The following is a 24,712-nucleotide window of genomic DNA, read 5'->3' on the forward strand; positions in this document are numbered from 1 at the left end:
TGGCCCACCGACAGCAACCGGGGTAGAACGCAGCGGCCCCGAGGGTGGTTGGCGACTGTCGCTGGTTGGTTTCTGACTGCTTCCCGACATCCTCATAGCCGTAACCTGCCTGAGTGTCTTTGATCGCGGCCTGGGGCCTGACCAAGCGGTTCGGCGACTTCACCGCGGTCGACGGCATCGACTTCGAGGTCGAGCGGGGCGAGGTGTTCGGCTTTCTGGGACCCAACGGCGCGGGCAAGTCGTCCACCATGCGGATGATCGGCTGTGTTTCCGACCCCACCGGGGGTGCCCTGCGCATCTTGGGCATGGACCCTTCCCGGGAGGGCACCAAGATCCGGGCCCGACTCGGTGTGGTGCCCCAGCAGGACAACTTGGACGAAGAGCTCTCGGTGGCTGAGAACCTTTACGTGTATGGCCGCTACTTCGACCTGCCCCGGTCGGTGCTGCGCCCCCGCATCGCCGAGCTGCTGGAGTTCGTGCAGCTCACCGAGCGGGCCAACAACCACGTGGAGCCGCTTTCGGGAGGGATGAAGCGCCGATTGACCATCGCTCGAGCCCTGATCAGCGAACCCGAGGTGCTGCTGCTGGATGAGCCCACCACCGGCCTCGACCCCCAGGCCCGCCATGTGGTGTGGGAGCGCCTGTGGACGCTCAAGCGCCAAGGGGTGACCCAGGTGCTGACAACCCACTACATGGACGAGGCCGAGCAGCTCTGCGACCGCCTCGTGGTCATGGACCGGGGCAAGATCGTGGCCGAGGGGTCGCCCCGCCAGCTCATCGAGCGCTACTCCACCCGAGAGGTGGTAGAGCTCCGAACCCACGACCAGGTGTCGGTCCTCGCCGACGCCTTGCGGAGCCTGGGAGAGCGGGGCGACGGCTGTTCAGGCGAGGCTCTGTATGAGCGGGCTGAAGAGCTGCCCGACCGGGTGTTGCTGTACACCGACCACGGCGAGCGGGTGGTGGCCCAGCTCGGCGAGGTCAAGCCAGAGAGCGTGCTGGTGCGCCGCAGCACCCTCGAAGACGTGTTCTTGCACCTGACCGGGCGCTCGCTGGTGGACTGATGGCCCGCGTCGCAGTGGTCCCCAGCACCAAATTAGCGGTGGAATACTGGCTGCTGACCTATCGGAGGAACTGGAAGGGCTCGCTGCTGACCAGCTTCTTGAGTCCGATCCTGTTCCTAGCTGCCATGGGATTGGGTCTGGGCTCGCTGGTCGATGCCGAGGTCGGTTCCGGCCGGGATCTGGGCGGGCTCGACTATTTGGACTTCCTGGCCCCCGGCCTTCTTGCCGGCAACGCCATGATGCTGGCCGTCAACGAATCCACCTACCCGGTGTTGGGCGGCTTCAAGTGGTATCGCACCTATATGGCCATGGCTTCTTCCCCGCTGCGGGGTCGCGACATCCTGCTGGGCCATTTCACCTACATGGCCTTTCGGGTGAGCCTGGCCAGCTTCGTGTTCTTGGGGGTTATGGTCGCCTTCGGGTCGGTGTCGTCGCCTCTGGCGGTACTGGCCCCGATATGCGCTGCCCTGTGCGGCATGGCCTTCGCCACCCCCACCGCGGCCTTTGTCGCCACCCGGATCAATGCCGACAACTTCAGCACCTACACGCGGTTCGTGATCATGCCCATGTTCTTGTTCTCGGGCATCTTCTACCCGGTATCGCAACTCCCGATCGTCCTCGAGCAGATCGCCTGGCTCACCCCGGTGTGGCACGGGGTGAGGCTGTGCCGGGCGCTGAGCACCGGCAGCGGGGTGAACTGGGAACTGGCCGGGCACCTGGCCTATCTGGTGGCGCTCATCCTTGCCGGCACGCTGGTCGCTAGCCGGACTTTCACCAAGAGGCTGTACGAATGAGCCTGGTCGGGCAGAACCGGCGCTCGATGCGGACGGGGGTTGCATCGCTTGCCCACCTCTTGCCGTCGCGGCGATTCACCCGCGTCGTGGAGCGGAACATCACCGTGTACCGGCGCACCTGGGTCACCCTGTTGTCGGGGTTCTTCGAGCCGGTGTTCTACCTGCTGTCCATCGGGATCGGCATCGGCGAGCTGGTGGGAGACGTGACCTTCGGGGGGCGCACAGTCGACTATCGCACGTTTGTGACACCGGGGCTTCTGGCCACCTCGGCCATGAACGGCACCTTCTACGACAGCACCATGAACATGTACTACAAGCTCACCTGGGCCAAGATCTACGACGCCGTTCTGGCCACTCCGGTGGGCGTGGTGGACCTGGCCCTCGGCGAGATGGGCTGGTCGGTTCTGCGAGCCACCCTGTACTCCGGAGGCTTCTTGGGCATCATGGCCGGACTGGGCCTGGTGGACTCGTTTTGGGCCATCGCCGCCCTGCCGGGAGCGACGCTGATCGGTTTCACCTTCGCCGCTTTGGGCATGGCCGCCACCAGCTACATGCGAAGCTGGAACGACCTCGACCTGGTAACCGTGCCCCTCATCGTGCAGTTCTTATTCTCGGCCACCTTCTTCCCGCTCGACACCTATCCCCGCGCCGTGCAGTTCCTGGTGCAAGCCACCCCCCTGTACCACGGTGTGGCCATGGAGCGATCTTTCATTGCAGGCGATATCAGCGTGGACCTGGTGGTCCACATCGCCTACCTCCTAGCCCTAGCCGCCGCCGGAGCCGCCATCGCCAGCCGCCGCCTCGGCCAGTTGCTCACGCCATGACCATGTTGCTTGTCAATTCGCATTGAATAGGTCAGAATAATGACCAATGGAGTCGATACTGCCTTTTTCTGAAGTCAAGAGCCATCTATCGGAACTTGCTGACCGCGTCGAGAAGGAGCGCGACCGGATCATGGTCACCCGCAATGGTCGGCCGTCGTTCATGCTGGTCAACTGTGACGACCTAGAGTCCCTGGAGGAGACCCTCGAGATTATGAGTGATCCTGATCTCGTCGAGGCGTTACGCGCTTCCCGCGCTGAGGCTGAGGCGGGCCACTACGTCCGGTTGCGCGACCACTTGTAAGCCAAACGGTGTATGAGATCAACATCACCCGAGGGGGACTCGGGCATTTCAATCGCCTGCCGAAGAAGGTGCACCAAGCAGTTCTGGAGGCCATTTACGGGCCGATTGACGAAAACCCGCAACGTGCCGGCAAGCGCCTAGACGGAGAATTCCAAGGGCTCTACGTCGCCCGCCGGGGCGATTACCGCGTCATCTACGAGATACTCGAGACCCGCAACGCCGTACTAGTTCACCGGGTCGAGCACCGGCGCAGCGCCTACCGCCCTCGCTGAAATCCAAGGAGCTTCAGGGCAGCAAAGCCCTTCTTAGCCAGGCTGGCGGATTACTGTGCCGGGGACTATGCCGGAGTCGGGGCCGATGCCTTCGAGTTTGAGGGCCATGAGCATGTGGAACTCTTCGTCGTTCTGCACGGCGTGGTCGATGGAGGTGACCCGGGTGGAGATTGACTGCTCGCCGACATCGACAATCACGGCGTCGCCCTCTTGGACCCGTCCCTCGGTGGCCCGGCCGATCACGAAGAAATCGTCGGCCGACATGGCCTCGGTGCGGACCGCCTCGAAGCGGAACAGCTCCTTGCTGCGGCGCCAGCGCTTGAAGTAGGCCCGCCAGGTCTTGCGCTGATTGTGGGGCTGGTCGTCCCACTCCCCCTCCACGATGCCCGGCGAGTTGCTCACAGTTGGCAAACTAGTGGAATGAGCGACCGATACACCATCATCTCGGCCGACTGCCACGCCGGGGCCAACCACGAGACCTACCGCGGGTTCCTGGAATCCAAGTACCGCGATGACTTCGACGCCTGGCGGGAGAAGTACCGCAACCCGTTCCGCGACCTCCAAGACGGCGGCCGGGTGCGCAACTGGGACAACGAGCGCCGCCTCGGCGACTTGTACGCCGACGGCCAGGTGGCCGAGGTGGTGTTCCCCAACACCGTGCCCCCCTTCTTCCCCAGCTTCATCCTGTTCGCCCGCCCACCCCGTGCCGACCAACTCGAGCACCGCCTGGCCGGGATCCGGGCCCACAACCGCTGGCTGGCCGACTGGTGCGCCCAGCACCCCGACCAGCGGGCCGGCATCGGCCAGACCTTCTTGAACGACGTGGACGAGGCCATCAAGGACGTGGAGTTCATCGCGGCCAACAACCTGCGGGGCGGCGTGCTCATCTCGGCCATCCCGCCCGACTGCAAGGATCTGGCCCCCCTGTACGACCCGGCGTACGACCCGTTCTGGGCCGCCTGCCAGGACCTCGGGGTGATCGTCAACAGCCACGGCGGCACCGGCGTCCCCAACTACGGCAAGTACTCGGTGGCAGACCTGCTGTTCATCACCGAGGTGAGCTTCTACTCCCACCGGCCCTTCTACCAGCTTTTGCTGTCGGGGGTGTTCGAGAGGTTCCCCAAGCTCAAGTTCGTGATGACCGAGCAGGGCTGCGCCTGGCTGGTGGGCGCCTTGTCCCAGATGGATGAGACCCTGGCCAAGATCCGCGACACCGGCCGCATGGGCGAGATGCGCTATGACGAGAGCCACATCCTGCCCCGCAGCGCCACCGAGTACTTCCAGCAGAACTGCTGGGTGGGCATCAGCCAGCCCGGCCATGACGACGCCGCCGCCCGCGAGGTGCTGGGGGTGGACAAGGTGATGTGGGGATCCGACTACCCCCACAACGAGGGCACCGGCCCCTACACCCGCGAGCACCTGCGCCAGGTGTTCTGCCGCACCGACCCCGTTGAGCTCCAGCAGATCCTGGCCGGCAACGCCGCCGAGCTCTACGGCTTCGACCTCGACGCGCTGGCCCCGCTGGCCGCCCAGCACGGCCCGACCCACGACGAGATCGCCGTTCCCCTCGACGAGCTTCCCGCCGAGCCCAACGAGGCCCTGCTCAAGAACGCCGTCGCGGCCTGACCAGGCGGGCCACAATTCGAGCTTCCCCCTGAGCCATCCCGAGCCGCCCGAGCCCTTTGGCGGGGCGAAGGGAACCGATCAGCATCACCGGGCGTCGTTGCGGGGTGATGGAGACTATCTCTTGGATGGTGGCAGAAATCCCTGAAGGCGAGCTGTCGGCTCCTTCGGAGGCCGAGTTGGCGGACGAAGCCATCGTGCTGGCCGGGTTCGACGGCCTGTACCGGGACGAGTACGAGCCGATGGTCCGGCTGGCCCGAGGACTGGTAGACGGTTTGGAGATAGCCGAGGAGGTAGTGCAGGACGCCTTCGCCAAGGTGTACGAGCGCTGGAGCCGCCTTGACCAACCCGGCGGCTACTTGCGCACCGCAGTGGTGAACGGCGCCCGCAGCGAGCTGCGAAAGCGGGAGGTGCGGCGGCGCGTCGGCCTGCGCCCGATGTATCAGCCGAGCCCTGGAGAGCGCGACTACCTGCTCGACGCGCTCAACCGACTCTCGCCCCGGCAAAAGACCGCCCTGGTGCTGCGGTTCTACGAGGGAATGACCGAAAAGGAGATCGCCCGGGCCATGGGGGTGCGCCCCGGCACGGTGAAAAGCGCCACCTCCCGAGGCTTGGCCGAACTGAGAAAGGTGATAGAGCGATGAGCGACGAGCGACGAACCCCTGAAGATCTGACCAGACCTGACGATCAGGCCCTGGGCGCGGCCCTGGGCGCCGCCATCGGCGAGAGCGTCGGCGCTCCCGCAGCGCGGCCGCCGGTGGCGCACATCGCCGAAAGGGCCGCCGCCCGGGCCAAGGCCCGCAACACCCGACGGGCGGTGGCAGGCATTGCGGCGTCGGTCGCCCTGGTGGCAGGCGGCGTCGCTGTTTGGAATGCCTACGATGACAGCACGGTCACCGAGGTCGTCGTGGTCGATCAGCCCGGGTCCACCGTCGAGCCCGGGCCCACTGCGGCACCCGGTGACGATTCGCCCGACACACCCCAGGCCCCGCCCGCGGCCGGCGCCGACCCGGCCACACCGGAGAGCCTGTCCACCGGGCCGGTGCTCGAATGGACTGAGTTCGACCCGGCCACCGTGTTCGGCGCTGAGCTGTCCTACATCGGCAGCCTCGAGTCGGTGGGCGACGGCCGGGTGATGGTGCAGGCCGGCAACTCCGATGTCCACCAAGTGATGATTTCTGCCAACGGCGCGGATTGGACCGTGGTCCCCATGCCGCCGGACTTCGACGTCGAGAGCGTCGACATCGCCGGCGACCGCTGGCTGGTCACCGGATGGCCCACAGCCAGGCTGTCCAGATCCATGAGCCAAGCAATGTTCTCCGACGACCGCGGCGCCACCTGGACCGATCTGGCCATCCCGCATGATCTCGCCGACGAGACCGAGACGGCATCGGTGGCCGCGGCGCTGGTGTCCGGCGAGAACATGGTGGTGGCGGTCGTCAGCCGCACCCGCCCCGATGTCGCCTCGGTGATCGTGGCCCGCGGCCTAGCACCCGACAAGGAGTCCATAAGGGGATGGACCAGCGTTGAGGGCGACACGGTGAGCTTCACCCGGGACGAGTCGTCGTCCCCCGAGTCATTCGAGTTGACCTCCGAAGAAGAGGAGTTTCTCTTCGGGGGGATCCAGAGACATGTCCGCCTGTATTTCAGCGATGGCGGCCCCGCCGAGTTGGTGGCCGAATACCCGTGCTGGGATACCGCGGGCTATGGCGCCGACGACGGCTTCCGACTCTGGCTTAACGACTCCGAGGGAGAATGGCTGCTCACCTCGCCCGACGGCCGCCAATGGCTCCGGTCACCTCTGGTCGATGGGAATGGCGTTCCTGTTGGGCGCACTTACACATACACCGGAATGCACCAGGAAACAGTATGGACTGCCGGCCAGACGGGCAGCGACTACCGGGTTGAGCGCTCCGACGGAGTCTACGCCCCTCCGCTGGTCGCCGAGTTACCCGCAGGCATTCGCCGGGTCGATCTGCTGGCGGTGGGACCTGCGGGCATCGCCGTCACAGCCGAGGCGGGGAGCCTCCCCGGGTTCGGTGATATCCCTGAATTGCGGTTGGCCAAAGACGGCTACGAACTGCGGTACAACGAGCCTGCGGGCGGCCTAACCCTGTGGGATTTGACGGCAGACGCCGCCGTCTACGTGTTTGACTTTGATGATCTCGGGGGCGACGCCCTGCCCGCAGGAGTCCGAAGGGTCGGGGGCGACAACGATGGCCCCGAGCCGCTCGCATTCGACGACCCCGACACCGGGGCCGAATTGGTGATCTTCACCGTTGACGAGCTGGAATCCTTGGTCGCGGGCGCCTACCCCGCGGTGCCAAACAGCACCTTTGCGTACAGCCCGACCGAGCAGTGGGTGGGCTGGTCGGCCGGCGGCGGCAAGTGGGGTTGGCAATCCCTCTCTGCTGCCTTCGGCCTCTCCGACCTCACCGAAGAGCAGAAAGAGTTCACCGAGGTCTCTCTGGCCGTTGGCGAGGACTTCGCAATCGCCCGGGTTCGAACCTACGAAGTCGAATCCTACGAAGTAGCCGGCGATGGGGAGGGCGATGGCGCCGTCGAACTCGCTCCCCAACCCCTTCGCTGGTTCATCGCCACCGTAGAATGAGCTGAGCGGTGGTGATATAGCCAACGGTTATGGCTAGAAGGCGGGACTCATGCGGGTGGTTGGTGAGACCCCCTCCACACCAACCACCCGCAGTGCTGTTTGAGCGCTTTGTGATAGACATGTCTGTGGCCAGTGCCCAGTAGTCGTGATGTCGCCCCGCAGTTGCCGGCCAACAGTTGCTGCCATTGCTGCTCTGGCTGCCATAACGGGTTTCGGAATCACGGCGTGCGGTTCGTCGGGACCCGCCGAGGTTGTCGTTTCCAGCGGCCCGGCACCCTCCCCTGCTGCCACGATCGACGCAGGGACGCCAACTGAGCCCACCCCGTCACCCGAACCGGATGAACCCAGCGACGCTGCCGCTTTCACCCCGGAGGAAAAATCCACCGGGTCGGTGCTCGAGTGGACTGAATTCGACCCTGACGAGGCTTTCGGCCCTATCTTGAATGAATTCAACGGGATCGAGTCGGTTGGCGACGGCCGGGTGCTCTTTTTGACTGCCGGCCCCAGCGACAACCGGGTCATGGTTACCGAGAACGGCAGGGACTGGGTGGAGCTGCCCCTGCCGGCTGACAACATCATTCCCCAGCACCTCGACCTAGCCGGCAACCGTTGGGTGATCACGGGACCTATCCTGAACCCGAACGACGCTGAGCCTTTCGGCATCCCCTCCGACCAAGTCTTCTTCTCCGACAACCAAGGGGCCACTTGGACCGAGTTGGCCTTCAGCTCCGATGATGCCCCCGACGGCATTTCAGGGGTGGTCGCCGCCATGGCAGCCGGAGAGCGCATGGTGGTGGCCGCGTGGTATCCCTCGGCGACCGCCGCCGCCGAGGCGCAAGACCAACCCTCGCGTCCTGACAACGTGGTCTTTCTCCGCCTCGGAATCTTCTTCAGCGACGGTGGCCCTGCTGATCTGGTGGTTGAGTATCCGAGCTGGAATGCGACCGGTTATGCCACCGCCGATGGCTTTCACTTAACCCTTTTCAGCGAGGAAGAGAACATTCGACTGTTCTCGCCCGACGGCCGCCAGTGGGGTGAGGTCTCCACTGGCTATGAGGACATCGAGGGCCCCGCATTCAGCACGGGTACCATGGCCACGATCTGGACTACCGGCCCGATCGGCGGCGAGTCCCGGATCGAGCGCTTCCCCGGCGTCTACGGCCTGGCCCCAGTGGCCGTGCTCCCCGACGGCATCAGCTGGATTATCGACCTATCCGTCGGCTCCGCAGGCATAGCCGTCATAGCCCAGCCGGGAACGCCCTTCGGGTCCCAGTTCCTCACCGAATCGCGGATCGAAAAAGACGGCTACGAGCTGCGGTACAACGAGCCTGAGGGGGGTATCACTCTGTGGGACTTGTCGCAAGACGCCGCGGTCTACATATTCGACCTCGGTGATTTCGATGAGGGGATGCCAGCGCCCGAAGGCGTCCGGGAGGTCGAAGTCGGCGACAACGGCCCCGACGGCCTCGACCTGCTGGTATTTGAAGACCCCGACACCGGTCACGATCTCGTGGCATTCAGCCGCGAGGAGCTGTTCTTGCAGATAACGAATGCTTTCGCCAGCCCCGCTACCAACATGGTCAACCGATTTGAGCGGCCGGGACCTGAGGTTGGCTGGTCGGCCGCCGGCAGCGACTGGGAATGGCAGACCATTCCCGATGCCTTCGGCCTCACCGGCCTGACCGAGATGGAGAGCGCCCTTACCAGGGTCAATCTGGCCGTCGGCGGCGACTTCGTTATCGCTCGGGTCGAGACAGTTGGAACCGGTGACGTCCGAACCTACCCTGCCGAATACTCCGACGCACCGCCCGGTGAAGACGGCCAGTCGACCAGCATGGGCTTTTCTCCCCAACCCCCACGCTGGTTCATCGCCAAAGTGGGCTGACCGACATGCTGTTGAAACGGCCAGCGGCTCTGTTGGCTGCCGCGATTGCCTTGGCAATAGGCACGGCCGCGGCCTGCTCCTCGTCAGGCGGCACCGAGGTGACCGCGTCCAGCGAGCTTGCCGAACCAGCGCAGACACCGACTCCACTGGTCGCCACTCCAGGAGGGGCTTCTCCAACGCCAGAGCCCGCCAGCGAGCCAACCGTCAATCCCACCGAGGCTCCCGATGCCACTGAGCTGGTTTGGACCGAAGTGGATCTCGCCGACGCTCTAGGCGCAGATGAGCACTCGACCATCCGCCTCGAGTCGGTAGGCGACGGGCGAGTGCTGGCCCTGAGCTTCGTCGACCGAGGCATAGACAAGATATTGGTCACTGACGACAGCACGGAATGGACACCAATCCCAGTTCCCGCTGGTTTCCTGCCTTGGGAGGTCGACATCATCGGCGACCGCTGGTTGATTCAGGGATGGGACTCAACCGTCGAATCTCCGGGCACTCAGATTCTGTTCTCCGACGACCAAGGAGTGAGCTGGGCTGAGCTCGTGGTTGACCTGGGCTTATTCGATGGCACCGCTTGGTTAGCCGACGCCATTATTGCCGGGGAGCGCATCGTGGTCGCCGCTCTATATGACTCAGGGCCACCAGTGCTCGAAGAGGGTGCTGATGCGGACATGGACTATGGGCCCAGCGTGAGCAGTCTCCGTATTTTCTCAAGCGATGGCGGACCGGCCGAGTTGGTGGCCGAATTCCCGGGTTGGGTTTTTTCGGGCGGCTATGGAGCGTTCGACGGTTTCCACCTGATCATGTCTGGCCCGGATGGGCTCTCAATGTTGGAGTCGCCCGATGGCCGTCTTTGGACTAGCACCACCATTCACGTCGAGAACGCCGACGGCGTCCAGAACAAACTGTGGACCGCTGATGAGACCGACGGAAAGTTCAGAGTCGAGCGATTCGAGGGTGTCTACGGGTCAGACCAGATCTTGACATTGCCCGAAGTGGTGAGCCGGATGGTCGACCTGGCCGTCGGACCTGCGGGTGTGGCCGGGGTAGGAGCCTTGGAAGCGGAATCGGCCGAACAAAGCGCCTACGACCCCATCGAATTCTTGATCGGCTCGTCGCCAGATGGCACCAACTGGCAGTGGCAGACCCTTCAGGAGGCTTTCGGGCTTCCCGAGCGCAGCGCAGAGGGCGGCTCATTCACCGAAGTCCAGGTGGCCGTGGGGCCTGATTTCGTGCTCGCCCAGGTTCAGACCTTCGAGTTTCCCCAAACCAACTTGTACGAGGACATCGAAGTCGGCGTCGGCGTCGGCCCATCCGATTCAACCTCTGCCTACCTCACCGACCCCATCTCCCCCTCTCCCATCCGCTGGTTCATTGCCAGGGTCGACTGACAGCGAGGGTGCCAGCAGCCACTTAGACTCGGCCCATGATCATCGATGTGGACACCCACTGGGAGATCACGGGGGACTCAGCGGGCACAGATCCCCTGAAGCCGTGGGCTGATCAGATTCCCGACAACCGGACGCATCTGGCCAACGCCATCGCCGGCGACCTGCTCCAAGTGCTGCCTGAGGAGCGGCGGCCCAGCCCGGCGGAGCTATTGCCCAAGCTGTTCGAGCGGGCCGAGGAGTCGGGAGGACCGGTGGTCCTTCATCCCCGCCACGACTCCACCGCCGCCGAGCGGGTGGCCTGGATGGACACGGTGGGCATCGACCACTGCCTGGTGAACCCTGGCGGTTACTGGCAGAAGCTCGACTATCTGCGGCCCGAGGATCGCCCCACCGCTGCTCAACGGTGCAACGACTTTCTCACCGAACAGCTTTGGGACCAACAGCACCGGCTGCATTCGGTGGCCACCGTCGACTTCTCCGATCTCGGCGATGCGGTGGCCGAACTGGAGCGCTGTCGGGAGAGGGGCGCCCGGGCCTTCTTTCTCTACACCTTGCGCGGGGCGCCCGCTGGCGGCCCGCCTGGCCATCCCGACTGGGACAAGGTGTGGGCCGCGGCCACCTCGCTGGGCATGGTGGCGGTGATCCATGTGGGCAACACCGAGGCCGACTTCTCGAAGTGGGCCGACATCGGCTGGGACCTGCCCGGCGGGGCCGGCGTCGGCGGGCTGATACGGCTGGCCAACACGCAGCGGCTGCACGCGGCCCAGAACCTGGTGGCCAGCGTGCTGTTCGGCGGGGTATTCCACCGCTTCCCCGACCTCACCGTGCTGATCGAGGAGATGAGGGCCGGATGGCTGCCCTGGTATGTGGCCACCCTGGCCCGCCAGTGCCTCCCGTCGCCGTCGCTGGGCGACTGGCCTTGGCCGGTGAGCGGTGAGGAAATGCTGCACCGCAACCTGCGGCTCACCCCCCTGCCCGGATTCGGCGACACCGACGCCCTCGACGTGTTGGCTGCGCTGCCCGACATGGTGGTGTTCTCCTCCGACTACCCCCACCAGGAGGGCAACGCCGACCCCATCGAGCTGTACCGCCCGGCTCTTGACGAGGTCGACGACGAAGTGAGGATCGCATTCATGGGAGCGACTGCTGCGGACTGTTTCGCCCGCATCGGCGATCCCCTGCCTGCGGTGGCCTAACCGCTCTCCGAGTTCAGCGCCCCACGGGCTGCATGTAGAACGTGATGCCGCTGGGCGCCTCTTGCTCGGTGAGGGCGTCGCGGGCTGCGGCCAGCGTCTTGCCTGCCTCGGTCTGCTCGTAGAACCAGGCCTCGGCCTGGCGGGCACCGGGGGCTGGGCCCTCGACCAGCTCCAATGCGGCCTCCTGGTAGTAGGCCCTGATGTCGTGGGCGATGGCGATGGTGTCGAGCCTGGGGCCGTACACCTCTTTCCAGTGCTCTCCGGCGACCACCCGCTCGAGGTCGGCCAGCGCTCCGGGCACGGCGTCGGCGCCGATGGACCGCCCCACCTCGGTGGCACCCCGGCGGGCCACCGCCCGGCCGTAGGCGGCGCGCAATCCCTGAGCCTCGTCAACCGACGGAGCGATTTCAGGGTCGTAGCGGGGCGGCAGAGCACAAGCAAGCGGAGTCTCGTCGGCCTCCACCACCGTGGGATAGTCGACCAGCGCCGGGCCTGAGGGGGCGTTGAGCAGCTCGAACGCCGTTCTCAGCACGCTGTGTTGGAACTCGGCGTTGTCGGGCATGCCCAGCGGGCGGCCCAGGGGGAACTCGCAATACAGCACCCGGGGCACGTTCATCCGCTCGGCTACCGGTCGCATCGAGGCCAGCACCACTGTGGCGATCCCGGCATCTTCCAGAACGTGGGCCAGCACACACACGGTGCGCGTGCACAGCGGTCAAACCGGCGTCAAGATGGCCACGTCCACCCCATCGGCTTGCAGCTCGGCGGCTGCGGCCGGGCCGGTGTCGAGCCGAATCTCCGCTACCGTATCGGGCTGGTTCCCGGCAAACGCCACATGCCGGGGCGCCACGGCCCCGATTGCCCCGTTGGCCGCCAGCTCCTCCAGCCGGTCGATGGGATACACCACGTTGTGGTCTACCAAGAACGCCGATCGGTCGAAGTTGGAGCTCCAATGGCCCAAGATCAACTCCCGGTCGCCTCGATCGAGCATCCGGTAGCCGGCATCGGAGGGTGAGAACAGCTCCTGGTCGGACCGGTGCAGCGCAGCGCTGGTCACGACGGCCACCGTCGCCTCGGCCAGCGGCGGGGGAGCGGCCCATGGTGTGGTCTCAAACTCCGGAACGGGAAGATTGGCCATGATGTCGCGCATCGCCTGATCGCTGCTCATAGGCCTACTCTGCCACAGCACTGCGCCTTCGCCCACCGCGTCGCGGCCGCATCAGAGCAATGGTTCACATCACCACCCCCCAACCGATCAGCACCCCGGTATGGCACCGCGTCGCGGCCGCATCAGAGCGATGGTTCACGGCCCGAGTGCGATAGCCGCGGCCTCGGCGTATCGGGAGCGGATTCGGGCGCCGTCAACGCCGGGAGGCGGGTTTGCCGTCTGGCCTTCGCCCAGGGGCCAGGCAGCCGCGACCTCGGCCGGCGTAGTGCTGGTGGCGATGGCGGCAGCTTGGACGGCCGCACCGAGAGCGACGGTCTCGTCGTCGTGGGGAACGACTACCGGGACGCCGCTGAGGCCCGCAGCCCGAATCCGATAGGCCGGCGAGCGGGCACCGCCGCCGATCAGGTGCAGTCGGCCACCGGTGTCCACGCCAGCCGAGCGGAGGGCGTCAAGGCCGTCGAGCAGGCCGCAGAGCACGCCGTCGTGGGCGGCCAAGGCCAACTGCTCTCGGGAGGTGTCGGTCCGCAGCCCCGAGATGGTTCCGGTGGCATCGGGCAGGTCGGGGGTGCGCTCGCCGTCGAAGTAGGGCACCACCACCGGCGCGACGGGGCCGTCGGCGGCGGCCAGCGCCAATTCGGCCAGGCCCGCGGGGTCCACGTCCAGCCAGCGGGCCATGGAGTCGGTGACCCGGGTGGCGTTGAGGGTGCAGACCAGGGGAAGGTAGACGCCGGTGGCGTCGGCGAATCCGGCCACCGCCCCTGAAGCGTCGTTGGCCGGGGTGCGAGACACCGAGTAGGCCGTGCCTGAGGTGCCCAGCGAGATCACCGTGTCGCCCGGTTTCAGCCCCAGGCCCAGCGCCGCGCCCATGTTGTCGCCGGTGCCGGGGCCGACCAGCAGCGTGTCCGGCAGGCCCAGCGCCGCCGCAGCCTCTCCTGCAATTGGCCCGGCAGCCTCTGCGGGCCCCAACACGCGGGGCAATCGCCACAACCAGCTAGCCGGATCGCCCACGGCCAAACCCAGCAAGTCGGGGGCCAACTCGTTGCGGACGGGGTCGAACCAGCCGGTGCCCGAAGCGTCGCCCCGGTCGGTAACGTGTTCGCCGGACAGCCGCCATGTGAGCCAGTCGTGGGGAAGCATCACCTGGGCTATCTGGTCGGCCAGATGCGGCTCGTTGTCCAGCACCCAGGCCAGTTTGGCGATGGTGAACGACGCCAGCGGCACCGACCCGCAGCGCCCGGCCCATTCCCGGGGGCTCAGGCGGGCCACCAAGTCGTGGGCTTGGGCCGCCGAAGTGGTGTCGTTCCACAGCTTGGCCGGGCGCAGCACCTCACCGGCTTCGCCCAGCAGCACCAGGCCGTGCTGCTGGCCCGCCACGCTGATGGCCGCCACCCGGGCCCGGTCGGCCTCGGAGAACTGGGCGAAGCAGGCCGCCAGCGCCTCCCACCAGGTCTCAGGATCCTGCTCGCTCACCGGTGGGTCCCAGCGGGTGTGGGCGTGGGGCGCACTGGCCCGGTCCACCAGCGAGCCTGAATCGCGCTCTCTCAGCTCTACTTTGGACGACTGGGTGGACGAGTCGACCCCGGCCACCAGTGCCCGGTTCGCCATCAACACTTCACCGCGGTCTGGAAGTCCCGACCGCACATCAGCTCGGGGTGGTCCAGATGATGCGGTTCACCTCGTTCTCGAGGCGCTCTTGGCGACCCGACACCGGCAGGGGGCTGAGCCTGTCGGCCACTGCCTTGTCGGCCAACGAGGCCAGATCCACGCCGCCCTTCATGATGTCGACCCCCAGATCCGACCCCCATTGGGCGTAGCGCTGCTCCCGGGCGTGCTCAACGGTGCCGTCGGCCACCATGGCCTCGGCCACCAGCAAGGAGCGGGCCAGTGTGTCGATGCCCCCGATGTGACCCCAGAACAGGTCGTCTCGGGCCATGCTCTGGCGCCGGAGCTTGGTGTCGAAGTTGAACCCGCCGGTGGAGAACCCCCCGCCCCGCACTATCTCGTACAGGGCCGGCGACAGCTCGTCCACCGAGTTGGGAAACTGGTCGGTGTCCCACCCGTTCTGGGGGTCGCCCCGGTTGGCGTCCACGCTGCCGAAGATGCCGTTGTCCACCGCGTAGGCCACCTCGTGGTGAAAGGAGTGGCCCGACAAGGTGGCGTGGTTCACCTCGATGTTCACCTTGAACTCATCGACAAGGCCGTAGCGCTCCAAGAAGCCGTGGACTGCGGCGCAGTCGTAGTCGTACTGGTGTTTGGTGGGCTCCTGGGGCTTGGGCTCGAGCAGCAGCGTGCCGGTGAAACCGATCTTGTGCTTGTGCTCGGCCACCAGGGTCAGGAATCGGGCCAACTGGTCGGCCTCCTGGCGCAGTCGGGTGTTGAGCAGCGTCTCGTAGCCCTCTCTCCCGCCCCACAGCACGTAGTTGGCACCGTCGAGGCGGTGGGTGGCCTCGAGCATGTGGCGCACTTGGGCTGCGGCGTGGGCGAAAACCTCGGGATCGGGGTTGGTGGCCGCCCCTGCGGCGTAGCGGGGATGGCTGAACAGATTGGCGGTGCCCCACAGCAGCCGCACCCCGGTGGCCTCCATCTTGGCGGCAGCCCGATCCACCATGGCGTCGAGGTTGGCCCGGCTCTCGGCCAGACTGCCGCCCTCGGGGGCCATGTCCACGTCGTGGAAGCAAAAGAACGGGGTGCCCAGCTTCTCGAAGAACTCGAAGGCGGCGTCTTGTTTGGCCCGAGCGGCGTCCATCGGATCTTGATCGGGCGCCAGCCAGGGGCGGTCGAACGTGCCGTGGCCGAAGATGTCGCTGCCCGGCCAGTTGAAGCTGTGCCAATAGCACACCGCAATTCGGAGGTGGTCCTCCATGCGCCGTCCCAGCACCTGTCGGTCGGGGTTGTACACCCGATAGGCCAACTGCCCGAGGCCGGCGCTGCGCCCGGCAAAGGCCACCGGCTCGGGAACGGTGTCGAAGAATTGAGTCATCATGGGCCTCCGTCGCAACGAGGAAGATGAGGAAGATGCCGCCTGATACTAAGGTTCGCCGCACGAAGCCGCTTGGTTGCGCCTACGCTGGCGGGGTTGAAAACAAGCGACAAGCATGAGAGGCGGGTCTATGTCTTTTCCATCCGATCTTGAGATCGCCCGCGGGGCGAATCTGCGCCCGCTCACCGAAATAGCCCAAGATGCCGGCATCCCGACCGAGATGCTGGAGCCCTACGGGGCCGGCGCGGCCAAGATCAGCCTGGACGCCATCGAGGCGCTGGCCGACCGGCCCAGGGCCCGATATGTGGTGGTGACCGCCATCACCCCCACTCCGCTGGGCGAGGGCAAGACCACCACCACCGTGGGGCTGGGGCAGGGCTTCGGCCACATCAACAAGCGAGCCACCATCGCCATCCGCCAGCCCTCGCTGGGGCCGACTTTCGGGATCAAGGGCGGCGCGGCTGGCGGGGGCTACAGCCAGGTGGTGCCCATGGAGCTGTTCAACCTCCACCTCACCGGCGACATGCACGCGGTGACCGCGGCCCACAACATGTGCTCGGCCATGCTCGACGCCCACTTGTTCCACGGCAACGAACTGGAGTTGGATCTGCACAACATCACCTGGCGCCGGGTGGTGGACATCAACGACCGGGCCTTGCGCAACATCGTGGTGGGCCTGGGCGGACGGCTCGACGGCATCCCTCGGGAGAGCGGGTTCGACATCACCGCCGCCTCTGAGGTGATGGCCACCCTGGCCTTGGCCACGTCGCTGTCAGACCTGCGGGCCCGCCTGGGCCGGATCGTGGTGGGCTACACCAAGGCCGGGACGCCGGTCACCGCCGAGGATCTGAAGGCTGCCGGGGCAATGGCCGTGCTGTTGAAGGACGCCCTCAAGCCCAACCTGATGCAGACCCTGGAGGGCGGCCCCGCCCTGGTACACACCGGGCCGTTCGGCAACATCGCCACCGGCAACTCCTCCATCGTGGCCGACCGCATCGCCATCCGCACCGGCGATTTTTTGGTCACCGAGGCCGGGTTCGGCGCCGACATGGGCGCCGAGCGGTTCTTCAACATCAAGTGCCGCTACTCGGGCATCGATCCCGACGCCGCGGTGATGGTGGCCACCGTGCGTGGGCTCAAGGCCCACTCCGGCAACCACCGGATCGTGGCCGGGCGACCCCTGCCCGAGGCGCTGCTGGCCGAGAACCCCGACGAGGTCCACGCCGGGGGCGACAACCTCCGCAAGCAGTTGTCCAACATGAAGGCCCACGGGGTGACTCCGGTGGTGGCCATCAACGCCTTCCCCGGCGACCACGATGCCGATCTGGCCGCCATCGCCGAGATCGCCGACGAGTACGGCGCCCGCTGCGCGGTGACCACCCACTTCTCCGACGGCGGCGCGGGGGCGGCCACCCTCGCCGAGGCGGTGGCCGAGGCCTGCGAGGAGCCCAGCTCGTTCAAGGTGCTGTACGAGGACGACTTGTCGCTCAAGGACAAGATCGCCGCGGTGGCCACCACCGTGTACGGCGCCGACGGCGTGGAATACTCGGCTGCGGCCAACCGCCAGCTCGACACCTACGAGGCCGCCGGGTTCAGCCACCTCCCGGTGTGCATCGCCAAAACCCACCTGTCAATCTCGTCGGACCCCTCCCTCAAGGGGGCGCCCACCGGCTGGACCCTGCCGGTGCGAGAGGTGCGGGCCTCAGTGGGTGCCGGCTTCGTCTACCCCATCTGCGGCGACATGCGCACCATGCCGGGCCTCGGCCGCCAACCAGCCGCCATGGGCATAGACCTCGACGAGAGCGGCGAGATCGTCGGGCTGAGCTGAGCTTGGGACTCTTGCCGGTGCTCTGCGTTCACGATTCCCAGCAACGGCCACCCGGTTGCTTGGCAGATAGTCTTTACCAGCCTCAGGGTGCCTCTGGGGGAAGGGGGTGTACATGGCAAGGCGGGACCGGCTAACGGCGCCGATGGTGCGCGACGGCGGGCAACTGCGGGAAGCGACGTGGGACGAGGCCCTGTCGCGAGCCGCGAATGGGTTCAATCGGGTGCTCGACACCCATGGCCCGCAGGCATTCGGGATGTTCAGCTGCTCCAAGGCCACCAACGAGATGAACTACATCGCCCAGAAGTTCATCCGCACCGTGGTGGGCTCCAACAACATCGACTCCTGCAATCGAACTTGACACGCTCCTTCGGTCGTCGGTCTGGCGACAGTGTTCGGAGCGGGAGGGGGCACTTGCTCCTACCAGGAGATCGAGGAGACCGACTTGGTCTTCCTGTGGGGCTCCAACGCCCGCGAGGCCCATCCCATTTACTTCCACCACCTGCTCAAGGGCATCGACAACGGCGCCCGCATGTACTGCGTGGACCCCCGCTACACCTCATCGGCCCGCTTCGCCGACGTATGGGTGGGCATAGACGTGGGCACCGACATAGCCCTGGCCAGCGGCATCGGCCGGGAGATAATCCGGGCCGGGCTGGCCAACCAGGAGTTCATCGCCCATGCCACAGTGGGCTTCGAGGCCTACGCCGCCTCGGTGGAGCCGTTCACCCCCGACGCGGTGGCCGCCATCTGCGGCATACCCGCCGAGGCTGTGGTGGAGATGGCCCATGCCTACGCCACCGCGGGAAAGGCCCAGATCCTGTGGACCCTGGGCATCACCGAGCACCACAACGCGGTCGACAACGTGCTGTCGCTGTGCAACCTGGCCCTGCTCACCGGCCATGTTGGGCGGTGGGGCTCGGGCCTGGTGCCGCTGCGGGGGCAGAACAACGTGCAGGGCGGCGGCGACATGGGGGCCATCCCCAACAAGTTCCTCGGCTTTGCCAGCGTGGACGACCCCGATCATCGGGCCCGGTTCGAGACCGCCTACGGCCGCCCGCTCAACCCGGATCCCGGGTGGCACCTGACGCTGATGTTCGAGGCCATGGAGCGGGGCGATCTGCGAGCGCTCTATGTGATCGGCGAGAACCCGGCCGACTCCGAGGCCGACGTGCTCCACGCCCGGGCCCAGCTCGAGAGCCTCGACATCCTGGTGGTGCAGGACATCTTGATGACCCGCACCGCGGAGATGGCCGACGTGGTGCTGCCCGCCTCGGTGGCCTGGGCCGAGAGCAACGGCACCGTCACCTCCAGCGAGCGCCGGGTGCAGCGGGTGCGCCCCGCTGTCACGCCGCCCGGACAGGCCCGCCACGACATCGACATCTTGTGCGACATGGCTGAAGCCATGGGCGCGGCACTCGGCCCCCGCGACCCGCATGCCGCCTGGGACGAGGTGCGCGGGTTGTCGGCCATGCATGGGGGGATGACCTGGGAGCGCCTGGAAGCCGCCGGCGGGTTGCAGTGGCCGTGCCCCGACGAAGACCATCCCGGCAGCGCCTTCCTCCACGGCTGGCTGTGGGCCGACGATTTGGAGGGCCACGACCCGGCCCCGTTCTCGGTGCTGGAACACGAGGGACCGACCGAGGCGTTGAGCGAGGAGTTCCCCCTGCGGCTCACCACCGGTCGGGCGCTGGACTCATACAACACCGGTGTTCAGAGCGGTAACTATGACTCGCCGCTGCGGTTCGCCGGCCTCGACCTGAATCCGTCCGATGCGGCTGCGCTGGGCATCGCCGGCGGCGACCTCGTGCGGGTCTGCTCACCCCGCGGTTCGGTGGAGATGAACGCCCGTCTTGTGTCGAGCCTGCCCGCCGGCCTGGCCTTCACCACCCTGCATCATCCCGAGTTGATCGACGTGAACGTGCTCACCAACCCAGACTGGGATCCCAAATCCGGCACCGCCGAGTTCAAAGCGGCGGCCGTGAGGGTTGAGCCGGTCGAAGCCCCCGAGACTGCGGGGGCGTCCGTTGGCTGATCTGCACTTTGGCGACGACCAGCCCACCGACGCCGAACGGGCCGCTGTCGATGCTGTAGTGCCCGACAGCAATGCCGCTACCGTGACCGAGACCGAGCGGTTGGTGCGCGGGGGCCGCTCCCGGCGACAGGGACTCCGCCACCTGCTGCTGCCGGTGCTGCACTCGCTTCAACACGAGATCGGCTGGATCAGTCCAGGCGGGTTGAACTGTGCCGCTGAGCGGCTGGGGGTTCCCCCCGCTGAGGCTTATGGTGTGGCCACCTTCTACGAGCTGCTCCGCACCACTGATCCCGGTCACAAACAAGACGTGGTCCATGTGTGCGTCGACCCCGCCTGCGCCCTGGCCGGAAACGGCGAGCTTCGGGCGTCGTTGGAGGCCGGCGGGGCCAGAGTCCACGCCAGTCCATGTCTGGGGCAGTGCGAACGGGCACCGGCTCTGTTCATACAGGGAGTTGGCCGACCCGACCGGGTGCCGGCCGACGACGAAGAGCAATTCCGCTTGCCGCAGGCCGGCGATCCCGGTCTGCGGGTGCTGCGCCGGGTTGGCGAAGTCGATCCCACTTCCCTGGACTCCTACCGGGAACACGGCGGCTACCGGGCACTGACCCAAGCCATCGACTTGGGGCCGGACGCGGTCATCGCTGCCGTGTCGGACTCGGGACTGTCGGGCCGGGGCGGTGCCGCCTTCCCCACCGGCGTCAAATGGCGGGCCGTGGCCGACGAGCCCGGACCGGACAAACACGTGGTGGCCAACTGCGACGAGTCCGAACCCGGCACGTTCAAAGACCGCATGGTCTGCGAGCACGATCCGTTCTCGGTCATCGAGTCGATGACCATCGCTGGTTTGGCCACCGGTTCGCCCCACGGCTGGATCTACATCCGGGGCGAGTATCCCCGGGCCACCGCGCGCCTAGAGGGCGCCATCTCCCAGGCCCGAGACGCCGGGCTGTTGGGCGAAAACGCTGCCGGCGCCGGGCAGCGCTTCGACATCGAGCTGCGCCGGGGGGCGGGGGCCTACATATGCGGCGAAGAGACGGCTCTGTTCAACTCCATCGAGGGCTTCCGGGGCGAGCCCCGCAACAAGCCCCCCTTCCCCACCACCCACGGCCTCTTCTCCCAGCCCACCGCCATCAACAACCCCGAGACGCTCATCAACGTGCTCGATATTGTGACCGACGGCCCTGAGGCCTACCGCGCGGTTGGCACGGCGCGCTCCCCCGGCACCCGGCTGTTCTGCCTGTCGGGCCGGGTGGCGGTTCCTGGCCTGTACGAAGTGCCGTTCGGCACCTCCTTGGGCGAGCTGATCGAGTTGGCCGGAGGGCCCGTCGGGTCGCTGGCCGCGGTGCTGTTGGGCGGGGCCGCCGGGGTGTTTGTCGGCCCCGACGCATTAGACATGCCCCTCACTCTGGAGGACACACGGGAGGCTGGTGCGACCTTGGGTTCGGGGGTCGTGACCGTGTTCGATGACACTGTTGACATGCAGGCCGTGGTGGTCCGCATCGCCGAGTTCTTCCGAGATGAGTCGTGCGGTCAGTGCGTGCCCTGCCGAGTGGGCACCCAGCGCCAACACGAGGTGCTGGTGGAGTTGCAAAGCTCCGGCCAGCCTCTGGCCCCTCAGCGGGCCGAGCTGATCGACGACATGGCTCTGGCCATGGTCGACGCCTCCATCTGCGGCCTGGGCCACACCGCGGCCTCCGCGGTGCGCTCCGCTCTGGCGCTGGGCCTGATAGGAAGTAGCTCGTGAGCGGCGTGGCCACCGAAACCGCGGTCACCATCCGGGTCGACGACCAAGAGGTCGCTGTGCCCGAGGGGGCCACCATCCTCGATGCCTGCAACGCCGCCGGGGTGGACACTCCCACCATCTGCTATGGCCCCACCCTCACCCCGGTGAACGTGTGCCGGGTGTGCGTGGTGGAACTAGACGGCAGCCGGGCCCTGGTTCCCTCCTGCTCCCGCCCCGCCGAGGAGGGCATGGTGGTACACACCGACAGCGAGCGGGTCCGCCACAGCCGCAAGATGGTGCTGGAGTTTCTGGCCACCGGGGTAGACCTGACCCAGGCCGACGAGATGGGCCGGTGGGCCGAGCACTACGGCGCCGACCCCGACCGCTACGTCCCCGGCGGCGAGACCATGGACGAGCCGGTGCGGGTGCAGGACAACCTCTACATCCGCGACTACGACAAGTGCGTGCTGTGCTACCGCTGCGTGGAGGCCTGTGGCGACGACGCCCAGCACACCTACGCCATCTCGGTGGCCGGCCGGGGCTTCGGGGCCCGCATCTCCACCGAGTTCGACGTGACCCTGCCCGAATCGGCCTGCGTGTACTGCGGCAACTGCGTGGCCGTGTGCCCCACCAACGCCCTCCAATTCAAGACCGAGTTCGACCTCCGCCAAGCCGACGACTGGCGCTCCGAAGACCAAACCGTCACCCAAACCGTGTGCTCCTACTGCGGCGTCGGCTGCAACCTCGAACTCCACGTGCAAGACAACCAAATCGTCAAATGCACCTCCCCCGACGACCACGACGTAACCCAGGGCAACCTCTGCATCAAAGGCCGCTTCGGCTGGAACTACGTGTAGGACAGCGTAGGATTTAGCCATGGTCCAGCTGCTCGTCCTACAACAGGACGCCCTTGCCAATTTGGACATGATGAGACTAGACTGAAAGTTATCTAAAGTATATGACTACTACTGACATCGGATTAGCCGACACGAAGCTGCTGACCGCAGCCGACCTGCTGCGCTTGAGCGACCAAGGCGTGCGCGGCGAACTGGTGCGAGGAGTGCTCCGCGAGACGATGGCATCAGGACACCGGCACGGCAAGATCGCAGTCAATCTCGCCACCGAATTGAACATCTTTGCGAAGGCCAAGAGAATCGGCACGGTTGTGGCCTCCGATTCGGGCGTCTGGCTGGAGCGCGACCCCGACACCGTGCGTGAGCCCGACGTGGCATTCACCTCAGCAGCGAAGATCCCACTGGACGCGGAGATCGATGGCTACGCCGAAGTCGTCCCCGATTTAGTGGCGGAGATCGTCTCGCCTAACGACAGCCGCCGCTGGGCCCGCGACCGAGCACAGATGTGGCTCGACCACGGTGCCCCACTGGTCTGGATAGTCCACCCCGACACCCGCACCATCGACGTGTACCGCCCCGGCAAAGACGCCATGACCTTGGGCGAAAACGACTCCCTCAATGGCCACGACGTCCTCCCCGGCTTCACCTGCTCTGTCAGAACCATCTTCGCCTGATGCCATAGGCGGGCTCGCCTAGCGGACGAGGTTGGCGGCAAGATTCGACTTTGTAGGCGATACCTGGCCAACCATGCTGGAAGCGGACAAGGAGGGGTGGATCTACATTGATCATGCTCGGTTGATAGGAACTTCGGCTCTTCTCGGTACGCCCCCAAGTGGCTTACCCATCATGGGTGGACTGTTCCTCAGGTGTCGATTAGCCACGCAAGAAATGCGGCAGGGACGGCTGGGAGGTCGAGGTCTTCGAGGTCGAGTACGGAGCGGGCTGGTCAGGCCGAACGGCAATGGACCCCCGCACTTCCTTAGGGGAGGGCTGGACGGGTGTGCTCAAGGCTCAGTCGCCATCCCGACCCATCTCTGCGCTGGGGCTGTGTATGGTGCATTTCCCCAGAGATGGAGAATTTTCTTGGTTATTTCTCCAGAGTGTGGAGAGTTTTCCAGATTTTTTCGTCAGAGCGTGGAGGGTTTTCCAGATTTTCTCGTCGCTGAGACCTCGCTGCCCAGACTGGTGTCTCATCGACGTCACACGCCGTTTCGGGGATTTCATGCCTCTTGCGGGCTGGCCGTTGTGCTCACTCGGTCTACCGGCAAGAATGCGGGGCGATGACTGCAACCAAACTGGACGGCGAAATGCTGTCAGCCGAGATCAAAGAAGGACTGCGGGAGCGGATCACCGCTCTGGCCGCCAAGGGCAAGACCCCGGGGTTGGGCACGCTGTTGGTGGGCGACGACGGGCCTTCATCCAATTACGTGGCCATGAAGCACCGCGACAGCGAGGAACTGGGGATGGGCTCTCGGGAGGTCCACCTGCCCGCCGATGCCACCCAAGAAGAGGTCGACGCTGTGGTGGATGATTTCAACGCCGACCCGGCGGTGGACGCCTACATCATGCAGTACCCGTTCCCTGGCGACCTCGACTACGAGACCGCGCTGCTGCGGGTGTTGCCCGACAAAGACGCCGATGGCCTCCACCCAGTGAACCTGGGGCGGCTGGTGCAGGGGGTGGATGCTCCGCTGGCCTGTACCCCCCGGGGCATCCAGCTGATGCTGGAGCGCTACGAGATTCCCATTGCTGGCCAGCATGTGGTGATCATCGGCCGAGGGCTCACCATTGGCCGCCCGTTGGCCAACCTCTTATCGCTCAAGCGGCCTAACGCCAACGCCGCCGTCACCGTGGTCCACACCGGGGCGGGCGACATCTCCCGCTACACCAAGAACGCCGACATCTTGATCGCCGCCGCCGGGGCACCCCGGATGGTGAAGGCCGACATGGTGAAGCCTGGCGCGGCGGTGGTGGCTGCCGGTGTGAGCTTTGCCGACGGCAAGCTGGTGTCGGACGTGGACGACGATGTGGCCGAGGTGGCGGGCTGGCTCTCGCCCCGAATCGGCGGGGTGGGGCCGATGACCCGTACCATGCTGATGGCAAACACAGTGGCCGCTGCTGAGCGGGCGGTGGGCTGAGAGGCCTCGGTCCGCCATGGCGCAACCGGAC

The 24,712-nt window shown here is 66.3% G+C and carries 22 protein-coding genes; 17 read left to right on the forward strand and 5 right to left on the reverse strand.

All coding sequences use genetic code 11. The annotated features are described in order from the left end of the window. Window positions 1–113: 113 nt before the first annotated feature. The 5 genes from ACOGXA_RS02485 to ACOGXA_RS02505 all read left to right on the forward strand — a co-directional run bounded on the left by ACOGXA_RS02485 (window position 114) and on the right by ACOGXA_RS02505 (window position 3,252). Window positions 114–1,061, forward strand: coding sequence for an ABC transporter ATP-binding protein (locus tag ACOGXA_RS02485; protein ID WP_419925705.1), 948 nt, complete (start codon window positions 114–116; stop codon window positions 1,059–1,061). Beyond that, window positions 1,061–1,855, forward strand: a complete 795-nt coding sequence (locus ACOGXA_RS02490) for an ABC transporter permease (protein ID WP_419925706.1) — start codon at window positions 1,061–1,063, stop codon at window positions 1,853–1,855. The genes ACOGXA_RS02485 and ACOGXA_RS02490 overlap by 1 nt, the downstream gene beginning before the upstream one ends. Next, the gene (locus ACOGXA_RS02495; RefSeq protein WP_419925707.1) at window positions 1,852–2,679 is read left to right on the forward strand and encodes an ABC transporter permease; all 828 of its coding nucleotides are present in this window, start codon (window positions 1,852–1,854) and stop codon (window positions 2,677–2,679) included. Before ACOGXA_RS02490 ends, ACOGXA_RS02495 begins: the two co-directional genes overlap by 4 nt. A 46-nt stretch (window positions 2,680–2,725) precedes the next feature. Further along, window positions 2,726–2,980, forward strand: a complete 255-nt coding sequence (locus ACOGXA_RS02500) for a type II toxin-antitoxin system Phd/YefM family antitoxin (RefSeq protein ID WP_419925708.1) — start codon at window positions 2,726–2,728, stop codon at window positions 2,978–2,980. Window positions 2,981–3,048: 68 nt separating this feature from the next. Next, window positions 3,049–3,252 carry a type II toxin-antitoxin system RelE family toxin gene (locus tag ACOGXA_RS02505; protein ID WP_419925709.1) on the forward strand — a complete coding sequence of 68 codons (204 nt, stop codon included), beginning with the start codon at window positions 3,049–3,051 and terminating at the stop codon, window positions 3,250–3,252. A gap of 33 nt (window positions 3,253–3,285) precedes the next feature. Here ACOGXA_RS02505 and ACOGXA_RS02510 read toward each other — a convergent pair whose 3' ends face one another. Beyond that, the gene (locus ACOGXA_RS02510) at window positions 3,286–3,654 is read right to left on the reverse strand and encodes a hypothetical protein (RefSeq protein ID WP_419925710.1); all 369 of its coding nucleotides are present in this window, start codon (window positions 3,652–3,654) and stop codon (window positions 3,286–3,288) included. Between the two features lie 18 nt (window positions 3,655–3,672). Between ACOGXA_RS02510 and ACOGXA_RS02515 the strand changes: the two genes are divergently transcribed. From ACOGXA_RS02515 to ACOGXA_RS02540, 6 genes are all read left to right on the forward strand, one after another. Beyond that, a complete protein-coding gene (locus ACOGXA_RS02515; RefSeq protein ID WP_419925711.1) occupies window positions 3,673–4,878 on the forward strand; it encodes an amidohydrolase family protein in 1,206 nt (401 codons plus the stop codon). 125 nt (window positions 4,879–5,003) lie between these two features. Then, a complete protein-coding gene (locus tag ACOGXA_RS02520; RefSeq protein ID WP_419925712.1) occupies window positions 5,004–5,519 on the forward strand; it encodes a SigE family RNA polymerase sigma factor in 516 nt (171 codons plus the stop codon). Beyond that, complete coding sequence (locus ACOGXA_RS02525; RefSeq protein WP_419925713.1) at window positions 5,516–7,486, forward strand: hypothetical protein; 1,971 nt, start codon at window positions 5,516–5,518, stop codon at window positions 7,484–7,486. Before ACOGXA_RS02520 ends, ACOGXA_RS02525 begins: the two co-directional genes overlap by 4 nt. Before the next feature lie 391 nt (window positions 7,487–7,877). After that, window positions 7,878–9,371: a hypothetical protein gene (locus tag ACOGXA_RS02530; protein WP_419925714.1), complete on the forward strand. Its 1,494-nt coding sequence runs from the start codon at window positions 7,878–7,880 to the stop codon at window positions 9,369–9,371. A 5-nt stretch (window positions 9,372–9,376) separates the two neighbouring features. Continuing rightward, a complete protein-coding gene (locus ACOGXA_RS02535; RefSeq protein WP_419925715.1) occupies window positions 9,377–10,762 on the forward strand; it encodes a hypothetical protein in 1,386 nt (461 codons plus the stop codon). A gap of 35 nt (window positions 10,763–10,797) precedes the next feature. Further along, the gene (locus tag ACOGXA_RS02540; protein ID WP_419925716.1) at window positions 10,798–11,958 is read left to right on the forward strand and encodes an amidohydrolase family protein; all 1,161 of its coding nucleotides are present in this window, start codon (window positions 10,798–10,800) and stop codon (window positions 11,956–11,958) included. 13 nt (window positions 11,959–11,971) lie between these two features. Here the strand turns inward: ACOGXA_RS02540 and ACOGXA_RS02545 are convergent, their stop codons facing one another. The 4 genes from ACOGXA_RS02545 to xylA all read right to left on the reverse strand — a co-directional run bounded on the left by ACOGXA_RS02545 (window position 11,972) and on the right by xylA (window position 16,109). After that, window positions 11,972–12,649 (reverse strand): hypothetical protein, encoded by a 678-nt coding sequence (locus tag ACOGXA_RS02545; RefSeq protein ID WP_419925717.1) that lies wholly within the window; start codon window positions 12,647–12,649, stop codon window positions 11,972–11,974. A gap of 24 nt (window positions 12,650–12,673) precedes the next feature. Further along, window positions 12,674–13,126 (reverse strand): glycine/sarcosine/betaine reductase selenoprotein B family protein, encoded by a 453-nt coding sequence (locus tag ACOGXA_RS02550; RefSeq protein ID WP_419925718.1) that lies wholly within the window; start codon window positions 13,124–13,126, stop codon window positions 12,674–12,676. Between the two features lie 135 nt (window positions 13,127–13,261). Next, complete coding sequence (gene xylB / locus ACOGXA_RS02555; protein WP_419925719.1) at window positions 13,262–14,731, reverse strand: xylulokinase; 1,470 nt, start codon at window positions 14,729–14,731, stop codon at window positions 13,262–13,264. Window positions 14,732–14,768: 37 nt separating this feature from the next. Then, a complete protein-coding gene (gene xylA / locus ACOGXA_RS02560) occupies window positions 14,769–16,109 on the reverse strand; it encodes a xylose isomerase (protein WP_419925720.1) in 1,341 nt (446 codons plus the stop codon). A 127-nt stretch (window positions 16,110–16,236) separates the two neighbouring features. Between xylA and ACOGXA_RS02565 the strand changes: the two genes are divergently transcribed. The 6 genes from ACOGXA_RS02565 (at window position 16,237) to ACOGXA_RS02590 (ending at window position 24,681) form a co-directional block, all read left to right on the forward strand. After that, entirely contained in the window at window positions 16,237–17,934 is a 1,698-nt protein-coding gene (locus ACOGXA_RS02565) for a formate--tetrahydrofolate ligase (RefSeq protein ID WP_419925721.1), read from the forward strand. Window positions 17,935–18,046: 112 nt separating this feature from the next. Beyond that, complete coding sequence (locus ACOGXA_RS02570; protein ID WP_419925722.1) at window positions 18,047–19,966, forward strand: molybdopterin oxidoreductase family protein; 1,920 nt, start codon at window positions 18,047–18,049, stop codon at window positions 19,964–19,966. Then, window positions 19,959–21,710 carry an NADH-ubiquinone oxidoreductase-F iron-sulfur binding region domain-containing protein gene (locus tag ACOGXA_RS02575; RefSeq protein WP_419925723.1) on the forward strand — a complete coding sequence of 584 codons (1,752 nt, stop codon included), beginning with the start codon at window positions 19,959–19,961 and terminating at the stop codon, window positions 21,708–21,710. The genes ACOGXA_RS02570 and ACOGXA_RS02575 overlap by 8 nt, the downstream gene beginning before the upstream one ends. After that, the gene (locus tag ACOGXA_RS02580; protein ID WP_419925724.1) at window positions 21,707–22,546 is read left to right on the forward strand and encodes a 2Fe-2S iron-sulfur cluster-binding protein; all 840 of its coding nucleotides are present in this window, start codon (window positions 21,707–21,709) and stop codon (window positions 22,544–22,546) included. Before ACOGXA_RS02575 ends, ACOGXA_RS02580 begins: the two co-directional genes overlap by 4 nt. Before the next feature lie 101 nt (window positions 22,547–22,647). Then, window positions 22,648–23,217, forward strand: a complete 570-nt coding sequence (locus ACOGXA_RS02585) for a Uma2 family endonuclease (RefSeq protein WP_419925725.1) — start codon at window positions 22,648–22,650, stop codon at window positions 23,215–23,217. Between the two features lie 606 nt (window positions 23,218–23,823). Beyond that, on the forward strand, window positions 23,824–24,681 hold the full coding sequence (locus tag ACOGXA_RS02590; protein ID WP_419925726.1) for a bifunctional 5,10-methylenetetrahydrofolate dehydrogenase/5,10-methenyltetrahydrofolate cyclohydrolase: 858 nt from the start codon (window positions 23,824–23,826) through the stop codon (window positions 24,679–24,681). Window positions 24,682–24,712 lie beyond the last annotated feature (31 nt).

The organism is Candidatus Poriferisocius sp. (genome assembly GCF_965208475.1).
Taxonomy (GTDB): domain Bacteria; phylum Actinomycetota; class Acidimicrobiia; order Acidimicrobiales; family Bin134; genus Poriferisocius.